The sequence below is a fragment of the Pseudomonas sp. FH4 genome, assembly GCF_000510915.2.
GTDB lineage: Bacteria > Pseudomonadota > Gammaproteobacteria > Pseudomonadales > Pseudomonadaceae > Aquipseudomonas > Aquipseudomonas brenneri.
Map to the genome: position 1 here is coordinate 22,751 of NZ_AOHN01000061.1, position 17,505 is coordinate 40,255.

A 17,505-nucleotide genomic window follows, 5' to 3' on the forward strand; every position below is an offset into this window, starting at 1 on the left:
TTGCAAATGAATAGTTTTACGCAACCGCTCAAGAGCAACGCCCCGCTGATCAACCGCGACCGTCTGTGGCAATCCTTGATGGACCTGGCCCAGCTCGGCGCCACGGCCAAGGGCGGCGTGTGCCGCCTGGCCCTGACCGACCTGGATCGCCAGGCCCGCGACCTGTTCGTGCAATGGTGCGAGGCCGCCGGCTGCAGCGTCAGCGTGGATGCCATCGGCAATATCTTCGCGCGCCGCGCCGGACGTAACCCTGACCTGCCACCGGTGATGACCGGCAGCCATATCGACACCCAGCCCACGGGCGGCAAGTTCGATGGCTGCTATGGGGTGATGGCCGGCCTGGAAGTGATCCGCACCCTCAATGACTTGCAGATCGAGACCCAGGCACCGATTGAAGTGGTGGTGTGGACCAACGAGGAAGGCTCGCGCTTCCCGCCGTGCATGATGGGTTCCGGGGTGTTTGCCGGCAAATTCGACTTGCAGGAGACCCTCGACAAGCAGGACGAGCAAGGCCTGTCGGTGGGCGCCGAACTGCAACGCATCGGCTACGCCGGCCCGCGCGCAGTGCTCGGGCATCCGGTGGGCGCCTATTTCGAGGCGCATATCGAACAGGGCCCGGTGCTCGAAGACCAGGCCATCACCCTCGGCGTGGTCATGGGCTGCCTGGGCCAGAAGTGGTTCGACCTGACCTTCACCGGCGTCGAAGCCCACGCCGGCCCGACACCGATGCGCCTGCGCAAGGACGCCCTGGTAGGCGCCGCGCAGGTGGTCAGCGCGGTCAACCGGATTGCCCATGAACAACAACCTCATGCCTGCGGCACCGTCGGCTGCCTGAGCCTGCACCCGGGTTCACGCAACGTGATTCCCGGCCAGGTGCAGATGACCATCGACCTGCGCCATCTGCATGCCGACAAGCTGCAAGCGATGGTCGATGAAGTGCGCGAGGTGATCGAGGCAACGGCCAAGCAGCATGGCCTGCGCTATGAACTGACGCCCACCGCCGACTTCCCGCCGCTGGACTTTCACCCTTCTTGCGTCAACGCCGTGCGCGATGCCGCGAATGTGCTGGGCCTGAGCCATATGGACATTGTCAGCGGCGCCGGGCACGACGCGATCTTTGTCGCCGAACTGGGCCCGGCCGGGATGATCTTTGTGCCGTGCGAAGGCGGCATCAGCCACAACGAAATCGAAAACGCCGCACCGGACGATCTGGCGGCAGGCTGCGCGGTATTGCTGCGGGCCATGGTCAATGCAGCCCGGGGAGGTCACGCGGCATGAGTGATATCGCCAACCTGACGGCCGTGGAACTGCTGGCACGCTACCGGGATAAAAGCCTGTCGCCGGTGGAAGTGACCGAGGACACGTTGCTGCGCATCGAACGCTACAACCCGGTGGTCAACGCGTACTGCCACGTCGACCCCGAGGGTGCCTTGAGCGCAGCACGGGCCTCGCAGCAGCGCTGGCTCAAGGGCCAACCCTGCGGTGCATTGGACGGAGTGCCGGCCTCGATCAAGGACTTGACCCTGACCGTCGGCATGCCCACCCGCAAGGGCTCGCGCACCTCATCCGCTGCCGGGCCGTGGGACGTGGACGCGCCTTTTTCGGCGTTAATGCGCAAGGCCGGCGCGGTGCTGCTGGGCAAGACCACCACCCCGGAATTCGGCTGGAAAGGCGTGACCGACAACCCGCTGTACGGCATCACCCGCAACCCGTGGGACACACGCACCACGGCGGGTGGTTCGTCCGGCGGCGCGGGCGCGGCGGCGGCGCTGAACCTTGGCGTGCTGCACCAGGGCAGCGATGCGGGCGGCTCGATCCGCATTCCCTGCGCGTTTACCGGCACCTTCGGGATCAAGCCGACCTTCGGTTATGTACCGCAATGGCCGGCCAGTTCGATGACCATCCTCTCGCACCTGGGGCCGATGACCCGCACCGTGGAAGATGCCGTGCTGATGCTGCAAACCGTGGCGCAACCGGATGCCAGGGACGGCCTGATCGGCGCACCACGCACCACGCCCTGGCTCACACCGGGCAGTGATCTGAAAGGATTACGCATCGCCTACAGTCCGGACTTTGGCTATGTGAAGGTCGATCCGCAGGTGGCCAAAGTGGTCGCGCAAGCGGTCGCCGGCCTGGTGCAACTGGGGGCACAGGTGGAACAGATCGACCCGGGTTTCAGCGATCCGCTGGAGGTGTTCAACACCTTGTGGTGTGCCGGCGCGGCACGCCTGACCGGGCCACTGACCGGCGCCCAGTGCGCACTGCTCGACCCCGGCCTGCTGCGTATCGCGCAACTAGGCGAACGCCTCAGCCTGGGCGACTACAACGCGGCCCTGGAAGCACGGGCAGCGCTGGTGGCACGCATGGCCGCCTTCCATGAGCACTACGACATACTGGTCTCGCCGATGTTGCCGATCACCGCATTTGACGCCGGGCACAACGTGCCACCGGGCTCCGGTCTGGGTGAATGGATGGAGTGGACGCCGTTCAGCTACCCCTTCAACCTCACCCAGCAACCGGCGGCCTCGGTACCGTGCGGGCTAGCGGCCAATGGGCTGCCGGTGGGGTTGCATGTGGTCGGCGCGCGGTTTGCCGATGAGCAGGTGCTGCGGGTGTGCCAGGCCTATGCCCAGGCATTCCCGACCCAGCACTTGCAAGAACCCCGGACACCCAGCTGAAACCTGCCTCGCAGGAATCGGCTTGACGATTCCTGCGAGGCAGCGCTGTTGGCTTATTGTTTTATATCAGGCCCTTCTAGAGACTGCTTACTATCAATCTTGAGTAAGAAGTCGGCACGACGATCTCCGTCCAGATCAATCTGCAGCGTGGCCTGCTGGCGTTGATAGTCGTAGCCCAAGATGGCCTGTCGGCCTTCACCGGTAAACTGGCGGGTAAACGTCATGCGTTTTTTCGCTATGTCACGTCTCGGAATTGATTCGGCGCCATACAACCGTGCGGCTGGCAAAGGGAGAAATACTAAACGTTGCTGAAGTCGACATATTACGTCTCCTTTTCACTGGTTCAGTGAAATCATGAGAAACGCCATGTGATCTGGTACTTGGAAAGCGTTAGATGCCTGTGATATTAGAAACAGACACTTAGAAGCTCAGCCGCTTTAGGGTCGATCTAATGCCCTATCTGGTCAGAGCAGACAAGGTGATTGAGTTTCTGATTAGCACAGAGGACAGCAGATGGAGCTTGTGTGGGCTACTGAGGAATTTGTAATTGCTGGGCAAGGCTATAAGTAGGCTCATCACAAAAGCCGCTGGAAGCGCGAGCACAAGCCTGTTGGGGAAATCGAACTGTCTGCCGACTACCGGTGCCACGAAAATGGCAACATAAAAAACCACCTTCCCAAAGTAATCCCGTATCCACCATCCTCTCGTGTTTCGACGGCCAATCCTCAGAAGCACCCAAAAAAGTCCGAAAATCATAGCTGTAGCCAGAACCGTCGCAATCATGCTTGCCTCTAATTTCCGTTATTGGGCCAGACGATAGAATAAGTTGGGTGAAGGCTCAATTATCAGGGCGTCATCCTTCGTTGAATAAAAAATCTTGGGGCCGATCCCTGTCTTCGCGTTTAAGTAACCATCTGCTATCTCACCGACACTCACCCCGAGCACAACGTTGTTTTTTGCGTATAGCTCCTTAACGGTAAAGTGGCGGCCGTCTTGATCGATGACCAACTTCAATCCGCCGCCGCTGCGCTCATTGGTCCACTCACCAACGTATTTGCTTACACCATTGGAGGTTTCAGTAGGATCAGAGCAGCCCACCAAGGTAAGCATGAGCGTAAAGCCCAGCAAAGTAAGCTTCATATCGATTTCCCCTTCACTTGGGATTGGTAGTAAAACCCTTGTTTAAACCGCTATCGGCTCACGTTGCCTGAGCGCACGTCGAGGTACAGGCGATTAGCTTTGGTCATACCGCCGCAGTACATGAAATACATACCCTGACCTTTGTCGGGGGATGCCATCCATCCACCGATCTCCTCGAAGTCAGCAGCGGTACAAGCACCCTTTTCGATGAGCTCACGGGCTGCTTTCGCAAACTGTGATCGGTAGAGGCGATAATCGTCCGAGTTTTTGATCAGCACATCGTCACCGGTTGCCCCCTCTCCTGGATCTGCAGGTCTGTCTTTTGTAAGCGACTTTTTAGAGACCCACTCTGCGAACATCCCATTTTTAATGCCATTACTCTCGACGCATGCTGAGTTACCGTTGTCGACGTATGCACTGGTACCACCCGAGCAAGAGGCCGAGTAGGATTTCGATACTCGGACCCAGGATCCTTTTGTCTCGAAAACCTCGACGCCTTCGCGAAACATTAGCTTCCCAACAACGCCACATTTATCGGACGGGCAGGTATGCCGCGCCACTCGGTCGTTCGAAACCCAGAGACTTGGTTCTGCAACAGCAATGTTAGCGGTCATCAATATGGCCACGGCAGTGAGCAAGGTAGGTAATTCCGTGTAACGCCGCATTCCGGATGCTATAGCCATGTCGTTTTTCCTTCGCTCGTAGCTGCATTGGCAAAGCGCTCAATGACTGTCCCCGACCAGCTTGATTGGGCAATGAACGCTTTCCGATGCAGCCCCGTAGGGCTGTTCGGCTTACCTGGGCATTATCTGGATCGTTTAGTCGTAGCTAGCTAGTAGGTCGTCATATGCTTCGATCATGCAGTGAGCCTCTTGCCACTTGTTGTGCATTGAAAGCAGCACCTCTAGAACATGAGCTCCTGTCCTCATGGCTTTCCCAATACCCCAAAGCAGGTAATCCAGGGTTACCACAGTATTACCAACCTCAAAGGCGTAGGTGTTATTGATTGGCGCATGGTTCGGAAATTTCTGATTAGCGCGGTCAACAGCTTCAGCTAGTAGGGGGCTCTTATGCATCAGCGAAAAATGCTGATGAGCTTTATTCTGTTTAGAAAGATCCTCTAAAGCATGCTTCATGACAGCCAGTTCGCTCCTTAGAGCTTCCATCTCAGCGTCTTCGGGTTTTTCTACCGGCGTTGCGGGGCCAAGGGCGCGAAGTAAAAGATCAAACATTGGTTTGTAAGAAGTGGGATCGGTGAAGTCAGCGTAAAATTTTCCTTTCAGAAAACCTGGCAACGCCACTTTTTGCACCAACAGAGGGAGAACAACCACTCTGCGCTCTTCGATCTCCCGGTTTGACGCGATTTCCAGTTCCCTCTGCACCCAAGCGCTACCAATTGAGTGTTCACTGAGGACCGCTGCCACAAAATCTACTTCATCGAGACCTTCACGAATTTTCCCTATGAGGGAGTCACCGATGTTTATTTCGGCTTCATCGACCCAAACAGAATGACCCGCTTGGCGAAGATCGCTCGCGAGACGCCTTGTAAAAGGTTTGTCCGCATGGTTATGACTTAGAAACACCTTACTCATCGTCTAACCTCCATCAAATGACTCTCCGAACTATGTCACCTAGCAACGCAGGATCTTGTAGGAGGTTATGCATTTTGAGGGGGAAGCGAAAGCGATTGCTCGCTCCCCCTTGCTAAAACGCATTTTGCACGCTCCACAGTCAGCAGGCGTGTGGATTATCTCCTGCGGATTTTTTCTGTTCCTTTGACCCAGCCGGATAAATCGGCGTACTCATTTGCTGATCTATTAATCCAGAGTTGCCTTCTCGTGGAGTTACTTACCAAGGCAAGATCGGCATATGGGTATAACCCTAGGTACTCCTCACCCTTAAATTCACTTTGAGCGTACTGGGTGACCGGAAGAATACCCACTGAGCCTCTCAGTGCATCGAAGTAACCGAGCTCCCAAGGCATCCAGCGAGATGTAGCCGAGTGACGGCTGTAAACGTACAAAAGCGATTTTGATGACTTCATGCGCATCCGCAGAGTTTCAGCTGTCTCAGGTGTGACGTGATCTGGGGAAAGCTGAGGATCATCGACTTTATCAATATAGACGCTCAAGTTTGCGTCTTCCAGATACCCTTTTATTCCGAATATGATGTTGTCGGGCTCGTTGGAGGAGTGACTCAGGAAAACGTCATACGTTTGCGTGCTTGCGGTGGCCTTAAATAAATTCCTTGCCCGACTGACTGAGTGTGAGCGGGAAATAACTTCTGCTTCCGTGAGTAGTGACATATTGCGCTCTAGTCTCTCAGTGCTTCGACCCGGTTATCGGTATGAATATTCATCAGCCCCCGAATAACCAAAACAATTGCTTGGTCTATGTGAGGGGTATTGGCAAGTGCCGTATTTTCTTCAGTAGTAAGCCCGTTCCTCAGGTCTTCAAGTTGGTACTGTTTAAATTCGTCTGAATACGGCCAGCATGGGAATGATGCATCGAACTGGTTATCAACACCCATCAAATCTAGAATCTCTCTTGTACATCCACCGAATCCGCCTAGCAGATATACAGGCTTATGGCTCTGCAGAGATATAAGTACCTCCTCCGCTATACCTGGCATACTGCCGTTGAATTTCGATGTTTTTCCCCCGAGGACTATCCTAGCTGTCGACTCGGCGGTAATTATTCTCCGCATGGCGGTTAGCCCTGAAGACCAATCAAAAGTTGAGCTGCGCATCAGAGAGCTAGCGTCCTTAAGCGATAATGGATTGCATTGCTCGTCAATTATTTTTATCTCGGCCGTTCCTTCCATTTCGCCGCTCAAAGCAAAAAGATCGTCGATATTGGAGTTCATGAAGACTGGCCAGGCAAGGTAATTGATTACACTTGCCAGGTTCTTGTTGTCACATGAGTCTTTTCGATATCTACAGACGAGTTCGTACAGTATCCTGGTGAAACCATGAGTTCGTAGGTCACCTCCATAAGTAACCGTTGCCCCCAAAGCTAGCATGTGACGTGCTGCCTCACACATCGCATCCACCAAATGCGCATGACTTAGACCCAGGGCTGGCATGCTTTCGCTTTCCGATATCGAAATTGAAATCTTTGAGCCGTCGAGTACTTCTTTATAACTCATCTGGTAGCCCCCGCTTTCCATTCAGCTAGGCTCCTAAGCTGCACATTTGGCGAAACCCTATTGATGAGTCGTTCCTCCTCCGTGCTCAATGGAGGATCTGGGTAAATAAGTATAGTTTCTTTAGAGTCAACCTCGGCCTGCTCGCCCCCCTGAGGAATGGACGATAGAGAAATCAACTCCGGCGGGCGTGGGATGAGGAATGCTTTTCTAGGTAGCTGTTTCTTTATTTCATGTGTCTGACAACGCCACAGAAAATCCTTCAAAACCTCATCGAGGAGCCTACTTATGACAATATCTATTCGAGAAACATCTGTCGGGTCGTAACCGAGACGAACTACCGGTACATTCCCCATGTAAGGAAAACCTCTTTCGTCCATATTGTTTATGCTGTTGGCGACTACGAGGGGAATGTTCCAGATTTTGGCCTCAATGATTTCTTTTCGACACCACTCTCTTGATGAATAGGAGTCTGTGTGAATCGCGACCATTGCGCTGATACGTATTTGTTCCAGCAGTACTTCGTCAAACCTCAGGCCTGCCGGGATGTCATTTACATCAAAAAATGAGGATAATCCATGCCCTTCATAGATCCTCATTCTTATAGCTGTGGCAATTTCGATTCCGTCCTCATCATGTTTTGAATGGCTCAAGAAGATTTGTACTTTTTTTAAGTAGTCTTGTAGGTTTTTGTGGGATGGGCTCTCAAGTTGAGCCAAGTGGTGCCTGAGCATTCGGCAGAACTCATAGGTGAGTTCGCTTATTAGGCGCGTTATTCTTTCCGCGTCATCACCCTTCCATAAATCCCATCTAAGCGCCTGCTCTTTCAAGCTTGCTCTTTGCAATGTTGCTTTGTTGAAAGATACAGGAAATAGGAGGTTGTTAAATCCAGTTTTGTTGGATTCACCTGTTTTTAATGAGAGAGTATTGAGGTAGTCAACCCAGTCTTGCGATTCGCACAAGTTATCGTCGAGGAGTGCAATGATTGCGGACGCTTCAGAGTCTTCAGGGGTTACCGATATGGGGGTATCACTACCCGGCATACAGACACTACGGAATACCACCGGAATGCCTGCGCCCCCTACAATATTTCTGTATAGATCGCGCCGAAAATGTTGCATCATAGTTCCGGCAACTTTTTCCCCTAACTCAAAGCTAGGATGCCATACGACATAGATCACAAAAAAAGGCTTTGCGAGATCGTTCTCTTTTGCCTCACCCATTGCGCTGCTTCTTTTCGCGGCTGTTGACTATGAGGGATTTGTATTTGGATTTGGCCTCGGCGACGTATTTTTCCAAAGATTCTGGTGATGCAGTGGCGTTTTCCCAGCTTGTAAAAACCGCATAACCACTTTGGACGTTGTCATGTAGTCTGCCCGGCACACTAATGCGATTTTCAGTTCGCGGTGCTGATGGGAGATAGATCCCAAGGATCGCGTGTTCCTTATCAAGTGTTGCCTTAATTTCCCAGTCGATATACTTCCTTTGATACGTTTCAGCACCAATTAGTACTACGGTACAGGAAGTGCCTGTTATATATTCTTCGCGAATCCGTCGAAGTACATAGTCAACGTCGTCGCTGTCTATTTCGCTGTCCAATGATGCGTCGTGTATCGATTCGTAGGTATCATGAAACTTTGTCGAGAATGCATCGTAATATTTTTGATCTAATTTGTGATGATAGCTCACGAAAATTTTGTGCTTGACTGGCTTTTCCAGAGACTTAAGAAGTTCTTGAAGATTCATTGATATTTCGGTCCTTGAGATTTTTGTAGATACCCCGACGCACAGAGTAGTGCCGGGTGGCTATTTAATATCAAAGCCTGGATAGGTAGTGCAATCTCTTTCCGCAGGATTCTCGCGCGGAATTTTGAGGATTGACACCTGCGCCATCTCTGTAGGCCACCGAAGGGGCAATACCTGAGTGATATTGAGCAGGAATCGTCAATCTAGACCCACAAGATGACTGTCAATGTTTTTTGCGAGGATGCCTGAAAGCGGCATCCTTTCTGACCCAAGCTTGTCAAGCTTTGAGGCCGCAATGGATACCAAGCACGTGGTGCAGATTGATGCCTAGGCGCTTCAATTTCACTGCCAGAGTGAATGCGCCTGCCCTCGATCCCAGCGAGAGTGAACAAACGGGCATGCAACGAGCTGATTCGCGCTGTAGTACGCCTTGCCATCCCGACGCTGTGCGCTGGTTTTTAATCCTTCACACGAGATTCGGGATCGAGACCACGGAAAGACCAACTGGCACTTGGGGTGCATTACCCCCGAACATAAGTGGCCGTCATGGCCTAACATCCACTTCAGACGAGCTCAAAATGAGAGGTTACGATGGAATTGCACTTGTGCAGATTGGCAGTCACTCACTCGTTACGCACGTAAAAAACATGAAAAAAGTTAAATTAGGTAAGTGACTGATTTATGGAAGATAAAACACATGTAACAGTTAGCAAGGCTCCGGAACATCTGGATGAGTCCACCCAGGCACGCCCCAAACTAGCGCTGCACAACGTGAGTCGGCATAGGTCTTTCCTTAACTCGCAAGTACACCTGGCACCCTCACGCGCGGAGCGTGAGCAACGCATTCATCGAGGATGCCCGTGTTATCGTTCACACTTTCGCGAGCACACTCGCTCCTGCCCCGGGACCGACATGGACATCGAACTGGCACGCACCTTCCTGGAAATCACCCGCTGCGGCAGCCTGGCCGCAGCCGCCGAGAAACTGCACGTCACCCAGACCGCCATTACCGCACGGGTGCAGAAGCTCGAAAGCCAGCTCGACAGCACGCTGTTTGTGCGCAACCGCGCCGGGGCGCGGCTGACCGCCGATGGTGAGGCGTTCGTGGTGTATGCCAATCAACTGGTGCAGACCTGGGAGGCCGCGCGCCGCGACCTGCCGCTGCCCGAGGGCTATCGCAATGTGTTGCATATCGGCGGCGAAGTCAGCCTGTGCAACCCGCTGATGCTCGGTTGGGCCAAGGCCCTGCGCGAGCACATCCCCAGCCATGCCCTGCGCACCGAAGTGCGTGACGGTGAATACCTGTTGCGCCAGCTGGAACTGGGCGTGCTGGACGCCGCGCTGGTGTTCCAGCCGCAGTACTGGCCGGGGCTGCAGGTAGAGCAGGTGCTGGAAGAAAAACTGATCCTGGTACGCCTGGCCGCCCGCCCCGATCCCTATGTGTATATCGACTGGGGCCCGGGCTTTCGCCAGCAACATGACGCCGCCCTGCCCGACAAGGCCCGCGCCGCCGTGAATTTCAACCTCGGGCCGCTGGCCCTGCAGTACATACTGGAGAATGGTGGCAGCGGCTATTTCCGCACACGGGTGGTGCAGAGCTACCTCGCCAGCGGTGTGATGGAGCGCGTGCCCAAGGCCCCGGAGTTCAGTTTCCCGACCTACCTGGTGTACTCGCGCGAACGTGATTCGGCGATCCTGCAGCAGGCTCTGGTGCTGCTGCGCGCAGTCGTCAAGGCCGAGAGCGATTGGTCTCAGCGCTGGGATCCGGTGCTTTGAACCGGTGCCCATGTTAGCCTCCTGATGTTTTCTCCTGGTCTCCCCTGTCGATGAACAAGAAAAAATCCGTCACCATCAGCGACATCGCCAAACGGGTCGGCATGACCACCATCACGGTGTCCCGGGCGCTGAGCAAACCTGACCTGGTCAAACCCGCCACCCTGGCGCGGATCCTCGAAGTCGCGCGCGAGCTTGACTACGTGCCCAACACCTTCGCCCGTGGGCTCAAGCGCAGCGAAAGCCTGATCATCGGGGTGATCACCGCCTCGGTGGACAACCCGTTCTACAGCGAGATGATCAAGGCGATTTCCCGCGAGGCAAAAAAGCACGGCTACACCATCATGCTGGTGGACACCGACGAGCTTGAAGAGCTGGAAAGCAAGGCTGTGGATACGCTGCTGGGCTACCGTGTGGCGGGGATTATCTTGTCACCGGTCTCCGACGAGCCCGACTACCAGCCCGATTACCTGGAACGCCTGGGCAATGGCAAGACCCCGGTAGTGCTGCTCGATCGCACGATCCACGACAGCCCGTTCAGCCGTGTGGTGCTGGACAATTACCACAGTGGAATCGAGGCAGCGCAGTACCTGTTGCGCCAGAACCCGGCGCTCAAGCGCTTGTTGGTGCTGACCGGGCCCGAGCATTCACGGATCACCGTGGAGCGCCTCAAGGGCCTGCGCGAAGTGCTGGTCAGCCACCCCCAGGTGCACGTCGAAGTGTGCGCCGGCGACTACACCCTGATGCCCTCCTACCTGCACACCCTCGACTACCTGGCCGCGCACACCGCACCGGATGCGATCATGGGTTTCAACCAATTGATCACCCTCGGCGCCTTGCGCGCCTTGCGCATGCACAACATCCCCCACGACAGCCTGACCATCTGCGGCATCGACCGCCTGCCCTTCGCCGATATCTTCGGCGTGCCGATTGCCTGCGTGGCCCACGATGCTTCGCTGGCCGGCAGCAGGGCGGTGCGCCTGCTGCTCGACCGCCTGCAAGACCCGTACAAACCCCGAGACAAGGTGGTGATTGCCGGCACTCTGGAGAACGGCTAGCGGCTGGTGTAGCCACCATCGATTGGCAGGCTGACACCGCTGATCATGCTCGCCGCCGCGCTCAACAGAAACAGCACCGGCAACGCCACTTCGTGCGGCTGGGCGAAACGTCCCAAGGGTATCGCCGCCAGCGCCGGGTCGCGCTTGGCCGGATCGGACCAGGCCTGTTGCGCCATAGGTGTCAGGGTCACGGTGGGGTTGACGCTGTTGACCCGGATCCCGAAGCGCCCCCATTCGGCACATTGCACGCGAGTGATCGCATCCAGGGCAGCCTTGGACGCGCAATAGCCGAGGTGATCGTCCAGCGCCACCAGTGAAGCCTGACTGGAGACGTTGACGATGCTGCCGGCAATCTGCGCTGCGATCATTGCCGCCGCGACCCGACTGGCCACTTGCGCAGCGGCGCGCGCATTGACGTTCATCACCTGATCGAAGGCCGCGCTGCTGATAGCCGCTGCTGGTTCCAGGCGCGAGATACCGGCGCAGTTGACCAGGCCGTGCATGGCCGGCAAATCCTTGAGGGCCAAATCCAGGACCGCGCTGTTGGCGATATCCAGGCACAGGGTTTCGCAACCCAATTGCGCGAGGGCGTTGGCGTCACGGCCGATGGCGAAGACCTGGGCCCCGCTGGCGATCAGTTGCACGGCGATTTCCCGGCCAATGCCACTGGTGGCGCCGGTGACGAGGATGCGTTGGTCGGTGAAGTCGAAGGTGGTGGTCATGAATGAATATCCCAAAAACAATAAAGATCAATGTGGGAGCTGGCTTGCCTGCTCCCACATTTTGGTCCGTGTGCACTTAGTGGCTTTGCAAACTGTGCATGACGGGTTTCAGCGCGGGATAGAGCTGCAAGTAGTCGGCAAACGCCCGGTCATAGACCTGCACATGCTCAGCCTTGGGCTCAGCTCGCAGCTCCAGTTGTACCCAGCCCTTTTCCATCTGCGCCGTGTCCACCAACCCCACCGTATGCGCAGCCAGCAACGCCGCCCCCAGCGCTGCTTCCACTTCCTGGACAATCGTGTACACCGGGTAGCGGGTGACATCCGCAATAATCTGCATCCACAAATCCGAATGGCTCGCCCCGCCCACCACGATCAACCGCGGGTCCAGTGAATGCGCGCCCTGCGTGCCCGCCTCGATGTTGTGCCGCAGGGCAAACGTCACTCCTTCCAACACCGCGCGATACAGGTGAATACGGCTGTGATACAGGTTCAGGCCGACAAAACTGCCACTGGCACGGTCATCCCATACCGGACTGCGTTCGCCCATCAGGTACGGCAGGAACAGCAGCCCTTCACTGCCGGCCGGAATCTTCGCCGCGCTCTGCTCCAGCAACCACAGGCTATCCTGGCCGGTGTCCCGGGCCTGCTGCTCCTCGGCCTGGCAGAACTGCTCGCGAAACCAGCTCACCGAGGCCCCGGCGGTAATCGTCCCGCCAAAGATGTACAGGTCCTGCTGGCCGTTGTAGACATGGGGCATGCTCACCAGACCGTGATGAGCATCGACCTGTTGGTTGAGATAGCCCCAGCACATGCTGGTGCCGATCATCGCCACGTGGTTGCCCGGCCGGGTAACACCGGCCGCCAGGGTGGCCATGGCCGCGTCGACACCACCGGCGAGGATCGGCATGCCCACCGGCAAGCCCAGGCGCCGGGCCCATTCAGGCAGCAGGCCACCCACCACTTCGCCGGAGTACAGCAAGCGCTCGGGCATCATCGCCAACGGGATATCCAGCGCCGCCAGCATCTCGGCGGACCAGCTCCGCGCGGCCACATCGTAGACGCCGCCGATATTGCCCGCGCTGCTGTGATCCACCGCCACCTCACCGGTCAGGCAGTAGTTGATATAACTGTTGGGCGGTAGCAAATAGCGTGTGCTGGCCCAGACCTCAGGTTGGTGCTGCTTGAGCCAGAGCATCTTGGTAAAGCCGTAGTAGCTGTCCAGCGAATTGCCGGTAACCTCGAACAGACGCTGCTGGTCGACATGCTCACGCACCCAGGCCACCTGCTCGCCGGCACGCCGATCCATCCAGATCAGGCACGGATGCAGCGGCTTGATAGCGGCATTCACGGCAATTCCCGAGCCGCCGTAAAGGCTGCTGATACACAACGCCTTGACCGCATCCGTTGGCACACCGGCCTTGGCCATGCACTGGTTGACGCAACTTTCGACCGCATCCAGCCAGACCTGCGGCCACTGTTCGGCCCAGCGTACTTTCGGGGTATCCACACGATAACCCTGGCTGTGCTGGGCGATGATCCGGCCCTCGCCATCCACCAGCAACGCCTTGGTGCTTTGCGTGCCGATGTCCACACCCATGACGTAGTTCATCGTCACGGCGCCGGTTTCAACAGGACTTTGATCGACTTCACCGAGTTGGCCAGGTCGAACGCTTCGGCCCAGTTATCCAGTGGAAAGTCATGGGTGACGATGCCCTTGGACGTCACCAGGCCACGCTCGAACAGGTCGATAGCCACCGGATAGCAATAGGGGCCCAGGTGCGCACCGCGTACGTCCAGCTCCTTGCGGTCGCCGATGATCGACCAGTCGGCGCTGGTCTCGGCACCGAACACGCTGAACTCGACAAAGCGCCCCAGTTTGCGGATCAGTTCCAGGCCCTGGGTCACACCGGCCGGCACCCCAGTGGTCTCGATGTACACGTCGCACCCGTAGTTGTCGGTCAGGCCATTGATGATCTCGCGGGCGTTGTCGCGGGACGGGTTGATCACCACATCGGCGCCGTATTTTTTCGCCAGTTCCAGGCGTTCGTCGACCATGTCGATGACCACCAGTTTTTTCGGGGTTTTCAGTGCCGCCACCTGGACCATGCACAGGCCCAGGGTACCGGCACCGGCAATCACCACCACGTCATCAAGTTGCAGGTCACCACGGTTGACGGTATGGATCGCGCAAGCCATCGGCTCGATCAACGCCGAATCTTCAAGGGACACCGACTCGGGAATCTTGTGCACGATGGCTGTCTTGGGGATACGCATGTACTGGGCCATGCCGCCTTCGGCCACTTCGCGCTGGAAGCCAAAGATATTGTGCACCTCGCACATCCAGTACTTGCCGGACTTGCAGAAGCGGCACTTGCCGCAGGGCACGATCTGCTCGGCGATCACCTTGTCGCCAACCTTGACCTCAAAGTGCTCCTCGGCGCCCTCGCCGACTTGTTCCACATAGCCAAAGAACTCATGCCCCGGCACTACCGGCGCCTTGACCCACGGGTTGTCGCCGCCCCAGAACATCGCCGCGCCCGAGTGGCATTTGCAGTCACTGGCGCAGATCCCGCAGGCGGCAATGCGGATCACCAATTCATTGGGCCGCGCCTGGGGTTTGCCGATGCGCTCCAGGCGGTAGTCTTTCGGGCCGTGGCAGACGACGGCTTGCATTTGGGTGTGCTTATCCATGGTGTACTGACCTTTATTGAAGATGAGAGAGCCCGTCGCGGCCACGGCGGCCGAGTTGCGGTGATGCGTTTTTTTACTTGTGGCGCTGGCGGCTGATAAAGATCGCCAGCAAAATAATTGCGCCCTTGATCACGCTCTGCACATAGGGCGAGACCCCGAGCATGTTCAGGCCGTTGTTCAAGACCCCCAGCAGCATGGCGCCGAGCAAGGTGCCGACAATCACCCCGCGCCCACCGGCAATCGAGGCGCCGCCCAGGACCACGGCGGCAATCGCATCCAGTTCGAAACCGATGCCTGCGTTGGGCTGGCCACTCATCAGGCGCGAGGTCAGCACCAGTCCGGCAATCGCTGCGGTCAAACCGCTGAGGCCGTATACCAGCAATTTGAAACGCGCCGCCCGCACCCCGGACAAACGCACGGCCTCTTCATTGCCGCCAATCGCGTAGATATAACGGCCGATGCGCGTGTGTTGCAGCAGCACATAAGCCACGAGATAGGTAACCAGCATGATCAGGATCGGCACCTGGATGCCGAACAGGCTTTCGCGGCCAAAGAAGCCGAACCACTCCGGCAACCCGGAAATCGGATAGCCGTCGGTGTACATCAGTCCAAAGCCACGGGCGATGCCCATGGTCGCCAGGGTGACAATGATCGGAGGCATATGCAGGTAGGCCACGAACAGACCGTTGCCGATACCAAACGCCACGCCGATCAGCAGCCCGGCACCAATGGCCAGGCCGGGCGGCAGGCCCGCGACCATCAGGCCGGCGGTCAACGTGCCGGACAAGGCCATCACCGGCCCCACCGACAAGTCGATGCCGCCCGTGAGGATCACGCAGGTCATGCCCACCGCGATGATCGCGTTGATCGACACCTGGCGCGCAATATTCGAAAGGTTGCTGGCAGTGAGGAAGTTGTCACTGGCCACGATCATCACGGCCGTGACCACCAATAGCCCGATAAACGGATAAAACGCTGGCGAGCGCACCAGCCGCGCCAGGTTCAGGCGCAGCCAGCCGGTCTCGGCGCGGTTAATGGACGTATTCACTTGAGCCCCCTGTTGCATGGCGCATGACCTCTTGTGGGTTGACGGCGGACGCTTCCAGTACCTTGACGATGGCGCCCTTGTGGAACACGGCGACGCGGTCGCACATGCCGATGATTTCCGGCAGCTCCGAGGAAATCATGATGATTGCGTAGCCTTGCTCGGTGAGCTTGCGCATCAGCGCGTAGATCTGTGCCTTGGCGCCGACGTCAATGCCACGGGTGGGTTCGTCGAACACCAGCACGTCGCAGTGATGGTTGATCCAGCGCGCAATCACCACTTTCTGCTGGTTGCCGCCACTGAGGTTGAACACCCGGCTTTCGCCGCTCGGCGCCTTGATCGATAGCTGTCGCATCAGTTCATCGACACTGGCGCACTCCTTGGTCTTGTCGATCAGGCCGCTGGCGCCCTGGTACTTGCGCAGGTTGTTGATCGAGATGTTTTCGCGAATGCTGAAATCGGTGATCAGGCCTTCGCTCTTGCGGCTTTCCGGTAGCAGGCCGATGCCCTGGGCCAAGGCTTGGGCCGGGTCGTCGAGGCTGACTTTTACCCCGCGTAGCCACACATCCTTGGTCACTGACGGCAGTGCGCCCATCATGCTCAGGGCCAATTCGGTGCGGCCCGAACCGACCAACCCGGCAAAGCCGAGGATCTCGCCCTGATGCAGTTGGAACTGGTTGTGCGGACCATTGCGCTTGAGCTGGATGTCCTTGACCTCCAGCAGCAGCGGCCCGCGCTCGGCTGTAGGCTTGGCTGGGAAACTGCACTCCAGGCGCCGGCCGACCATCATTTCTACCAGGCGGTCGATATCACTGTCGGCCACATCGGTGACCCCGGCATTGCCGCCGTCGCGCAGCACGCTGATGCGGTCGCAGACCTGGAAAATCTCCTCCAGGTGATGGGAGATAAATATCACTGCCACGCCCTGGCGCTTGAGTTCACGCATGATGTCGAACAGCAGTTCGGCCTCGCTCGGCGTAAGGGTGGCGGTGGGCTCATCGAGTACCAGCAGCCGCGCGTCCAGGGCCAGGGCCTTGGCGATTTCGACAAACTGTTGCTCGGCCACGCTCAGGTGCTTCACCGGGCATTGCAAGTCGATGCTCACCCCCAGGCGCTGGAACAACGCCTGGGACGCTTGATGCATGTCGCGCTTGCGCAGCAGGCCAAAGCGGTTGTTCAGCTCGTGGCCGAGGAAGATGTTTTCCACCGCCGTGAGGTAGGGAATCAGGCTGAACTCCTGGAACACAATGCCGATGCCAGCGGCGATCGCATCGCGGTACGTGGCGAACTGCTGCGCCTGGCCGTCAATCAGGATGCGCCCTTCGTCCTGGTGCTCGACTCCGCCGAGGATTTTCATCAGGGTCGATTTACCCGCGCCATTTTCCCCGAGCAAGGCGTGAATCTCACCGCGCTCCACTTGCAGATTGATGGACTTGAGGGCTTGCACCCCCGGGTAGCGCTTACAGATATTTTCCAGTTGCAAAAGACTGCTCATACCGCCGACCTCT

General features: G+C 57.3%; 17 protein-coding genes. 4 read left to right on the plus strand and 13 right to left on the minus strand.

Going from position 1 to position 17,505, the window contains the following annotated elements; all coding sequences use genetic code 11:
• Positions 1-6 precede the first annotated feature (6 nt).
• A complete protein-coding gene (locus tag H097_RS26920) occupies positions 7-1,278 on the plus strand; it encodes a Zn-dependent hydrolase (protein WP_032863691.1) in 1,272 nt (423 codons plus the stop codon).
• A complete protein-coding gene (locus H097_RS26925; protein WP_032863693.1) occupies positions 1,275-2,678 on the plus strand; it encodes an amidase in 1,404 nt (467 codons plus the stop codon). The genes H097_RS26920 and H097_RS26925 overlap by 4 nt, the downstream gene beginning before the upstream one ends.
• Positions 2,679-2,731: 53 nt before the next feature.
• Here H097_RS26925 and H097_RS28295 read toward each other — a convergent pair whose 3' ends face one another.
• From H097_RS28295 to H097_RS26965, 8 genes are all read right to left on the minus strand, one after another.
• Positions 2,732-2,902 carry a M10 family metallopeptidase C-terminal domain-containing protein gene (locus tag H097_RS28295; protein WP_156356831.1) on the minus strand — a complete coding sequence of 57 codons (171 nt, stop codon included), beginning with the start codon at positions 2,900-2,902 and terminating at the stop codon, positions 2,732-2,734.
• Between the two features lie 577 nt (positions 2,903-3,479).
• Entirely contained in the window at positions 3,480-3,818 is a 339-nt protein-coding gene (locus H097_RS26935) for a hypothetical protein (RefSeq protein ID WP_032863697.1), read from the minus strand.
• Between the two features lie 50 nt (positions 3,819-3,868).
• A complete protein-coding gene (locus tag H097_RS26940; protein ID WP_082445682.1) occupies positions 3,869-4,501 on the minus strand; it encodes a hypothetical protein in 633 nt (210 codons plus the stop codon).
• A gap of 135 nt (positions 4,502-4,636) precedes the next feature.
• On the minus strand, positions 4,637-5,410 hold the full coding sequence (locus H097_RS26945) for a TIR domain-containing protein (protein ID WP_032863698.1): 774 nt from the start codon (positions 5,408-5,410) through the stop codon (positions 4,637-4,639).
• A 155-nt stretch (positions 5,411-5,565) separates the two neighbouring features.
• On the minus strand, positions 5,566-6,123 hold the full coding sequence (locus H097_RS26950) for a TIR domain-containing protein (RefSeq protein WP_050593459.1): 558 nt from the start codon (positions 6,121-6,123) through the stop codon (positions 5,566-5,568).
• A gap of 8 nt (positions 6,124-6,131) precedes the next feature.
• Positions 6,132-6,965: a hypothetical protein gene (locus H097_RS26955; RefSeq protein ID WP_156356832.1), complete on the minus strand. Its 834-nt coding sequence runs from the start codon at positions 6,963-6,965 to the stop codon at positions 6,132-6,134.
• A complete protein-coding gene (locus H097_RS26960) occupies positions 6,962-8,185 on the minus strand; it encodes a toll/interleukin-1 receptor domain-containing protein (RefSeq protein WP_032863699.1) in 1,224 nt (407 codons plus the stop codon). The genes H097_RS26955 and H097_RS26960 overlap by 4 nt, the downstream gene beginning before the upstream one ends.
• Positions 8,178-8,708 (minus strand): TIR domain-containing protein, encoded by a 531-nt coding sequence (locus tag H097_RS26965; RefSeq protein WP_032863700.1) that lies wholly within the window; start codon positions 8,706-8,708, stop codon positions 8,178-8,180. Before H097_RS26965 ends, H097_RS26960 begins: the two co-directional genes overlap by 8 nt.
• 912 nt (positions 8,709-9,620) lie before the next feature.
• Between H097_RS26965 and H097_RS26970 the strand changes: the two genes are divergently transcribed.
• Both H097_RS26970 and H097_RS26975 read left to right on the plus strand, forming a co-directional pair.
• Positions 9,621-10,484, plus strand: a complete 864-nt coding sequence (locus H097_RS26970; RefSeq protein ID WP_032863701.1) for a LysR family transcriptional regulator — start codon at positions 9,621-9,623, stop codon at positions 10,482-10,484.
• A gap of 50 nt (positions 10,485-10,534) precedes the next feature.
• Positions 10,535-11,539, plus strand: a complete 1,005-nt coding sequence (locus tag H097_RS26975; protein WP_032863702.1) for a LacI family DNA-binding transcriptional regulator — start codon at positions 10,535-10,537, stop codon at positions 11,537-11,539.
• Here H097_RS26975 and H097_RS26980 read toward each other — a convergent pair.
• The 5 genes from H097_RS26980 to H097_RS27000 all read right to left on the minus strand — a co-directional run bounded on the left by H097_RS26980 (position 11,536) and on the right by H097_RS27000 (position 17,492).
• Entirely contained in the window at positions 11,536-12,261 is a 726-nt protein-coding gene (locus H097_RS26980) for an SDR family oxidoreductase (protein WP_032863703.1), read from the minus strand. The genes H097_RS26975 and H097_RS26980 overlap by 4 nt on opposite strands.
• A 76-nt stretch (positions 12,262-12,337) precedes the next feature.
• Positions 12,338-13,870 (minus strand): FGGY-family carbohydrate kinase, encoded by a 1,533-nt coding sequence (locus H097_RS26985; RefSeq protein ID WP_032863704.1) that lies wholly within the window; start codon positions 13,868-13,870, stop codon positions 12,338-12,340.
• 2 nt (positions 13,871-13,872) lie between these two features.
• Entirely contained in the window at positions 13,873-14,952 is a 1,080-nt protein-coding gene (locus H097_RS26990; protein WP_032863705.1) for an alcohol dehydrogenase catalytic domain-containing protein, read from the minus strand.
• 73 nt (positions 14,953-15,025) lie between these two features.
• Positions 15,026-16,018 (minus strand): ribose ABC transporter permease, encoded by a 993-nt coding sequence (locus H097_RS26995; protein WP_032863706.1) that lies wholly within the window; start codon positions 16,016-16,018, stop codon positions 15,026-15,028.
• A complete protein-coding gene (locus H097_RS27000; protein ID WP_032863707.1) occupies positions 15,984-17,492 on the minus strand; it encodes a sugar ABC transporter ATP-binding protein in 1,509 nt (502 codons plus the stop codon). Before H097_RS27000 ends, H097_RS26995 begins: the two co-directional genes overlap by 35 nt.
• Positions 17,493-17,505 lie beyond the last annotated feature (13 nt).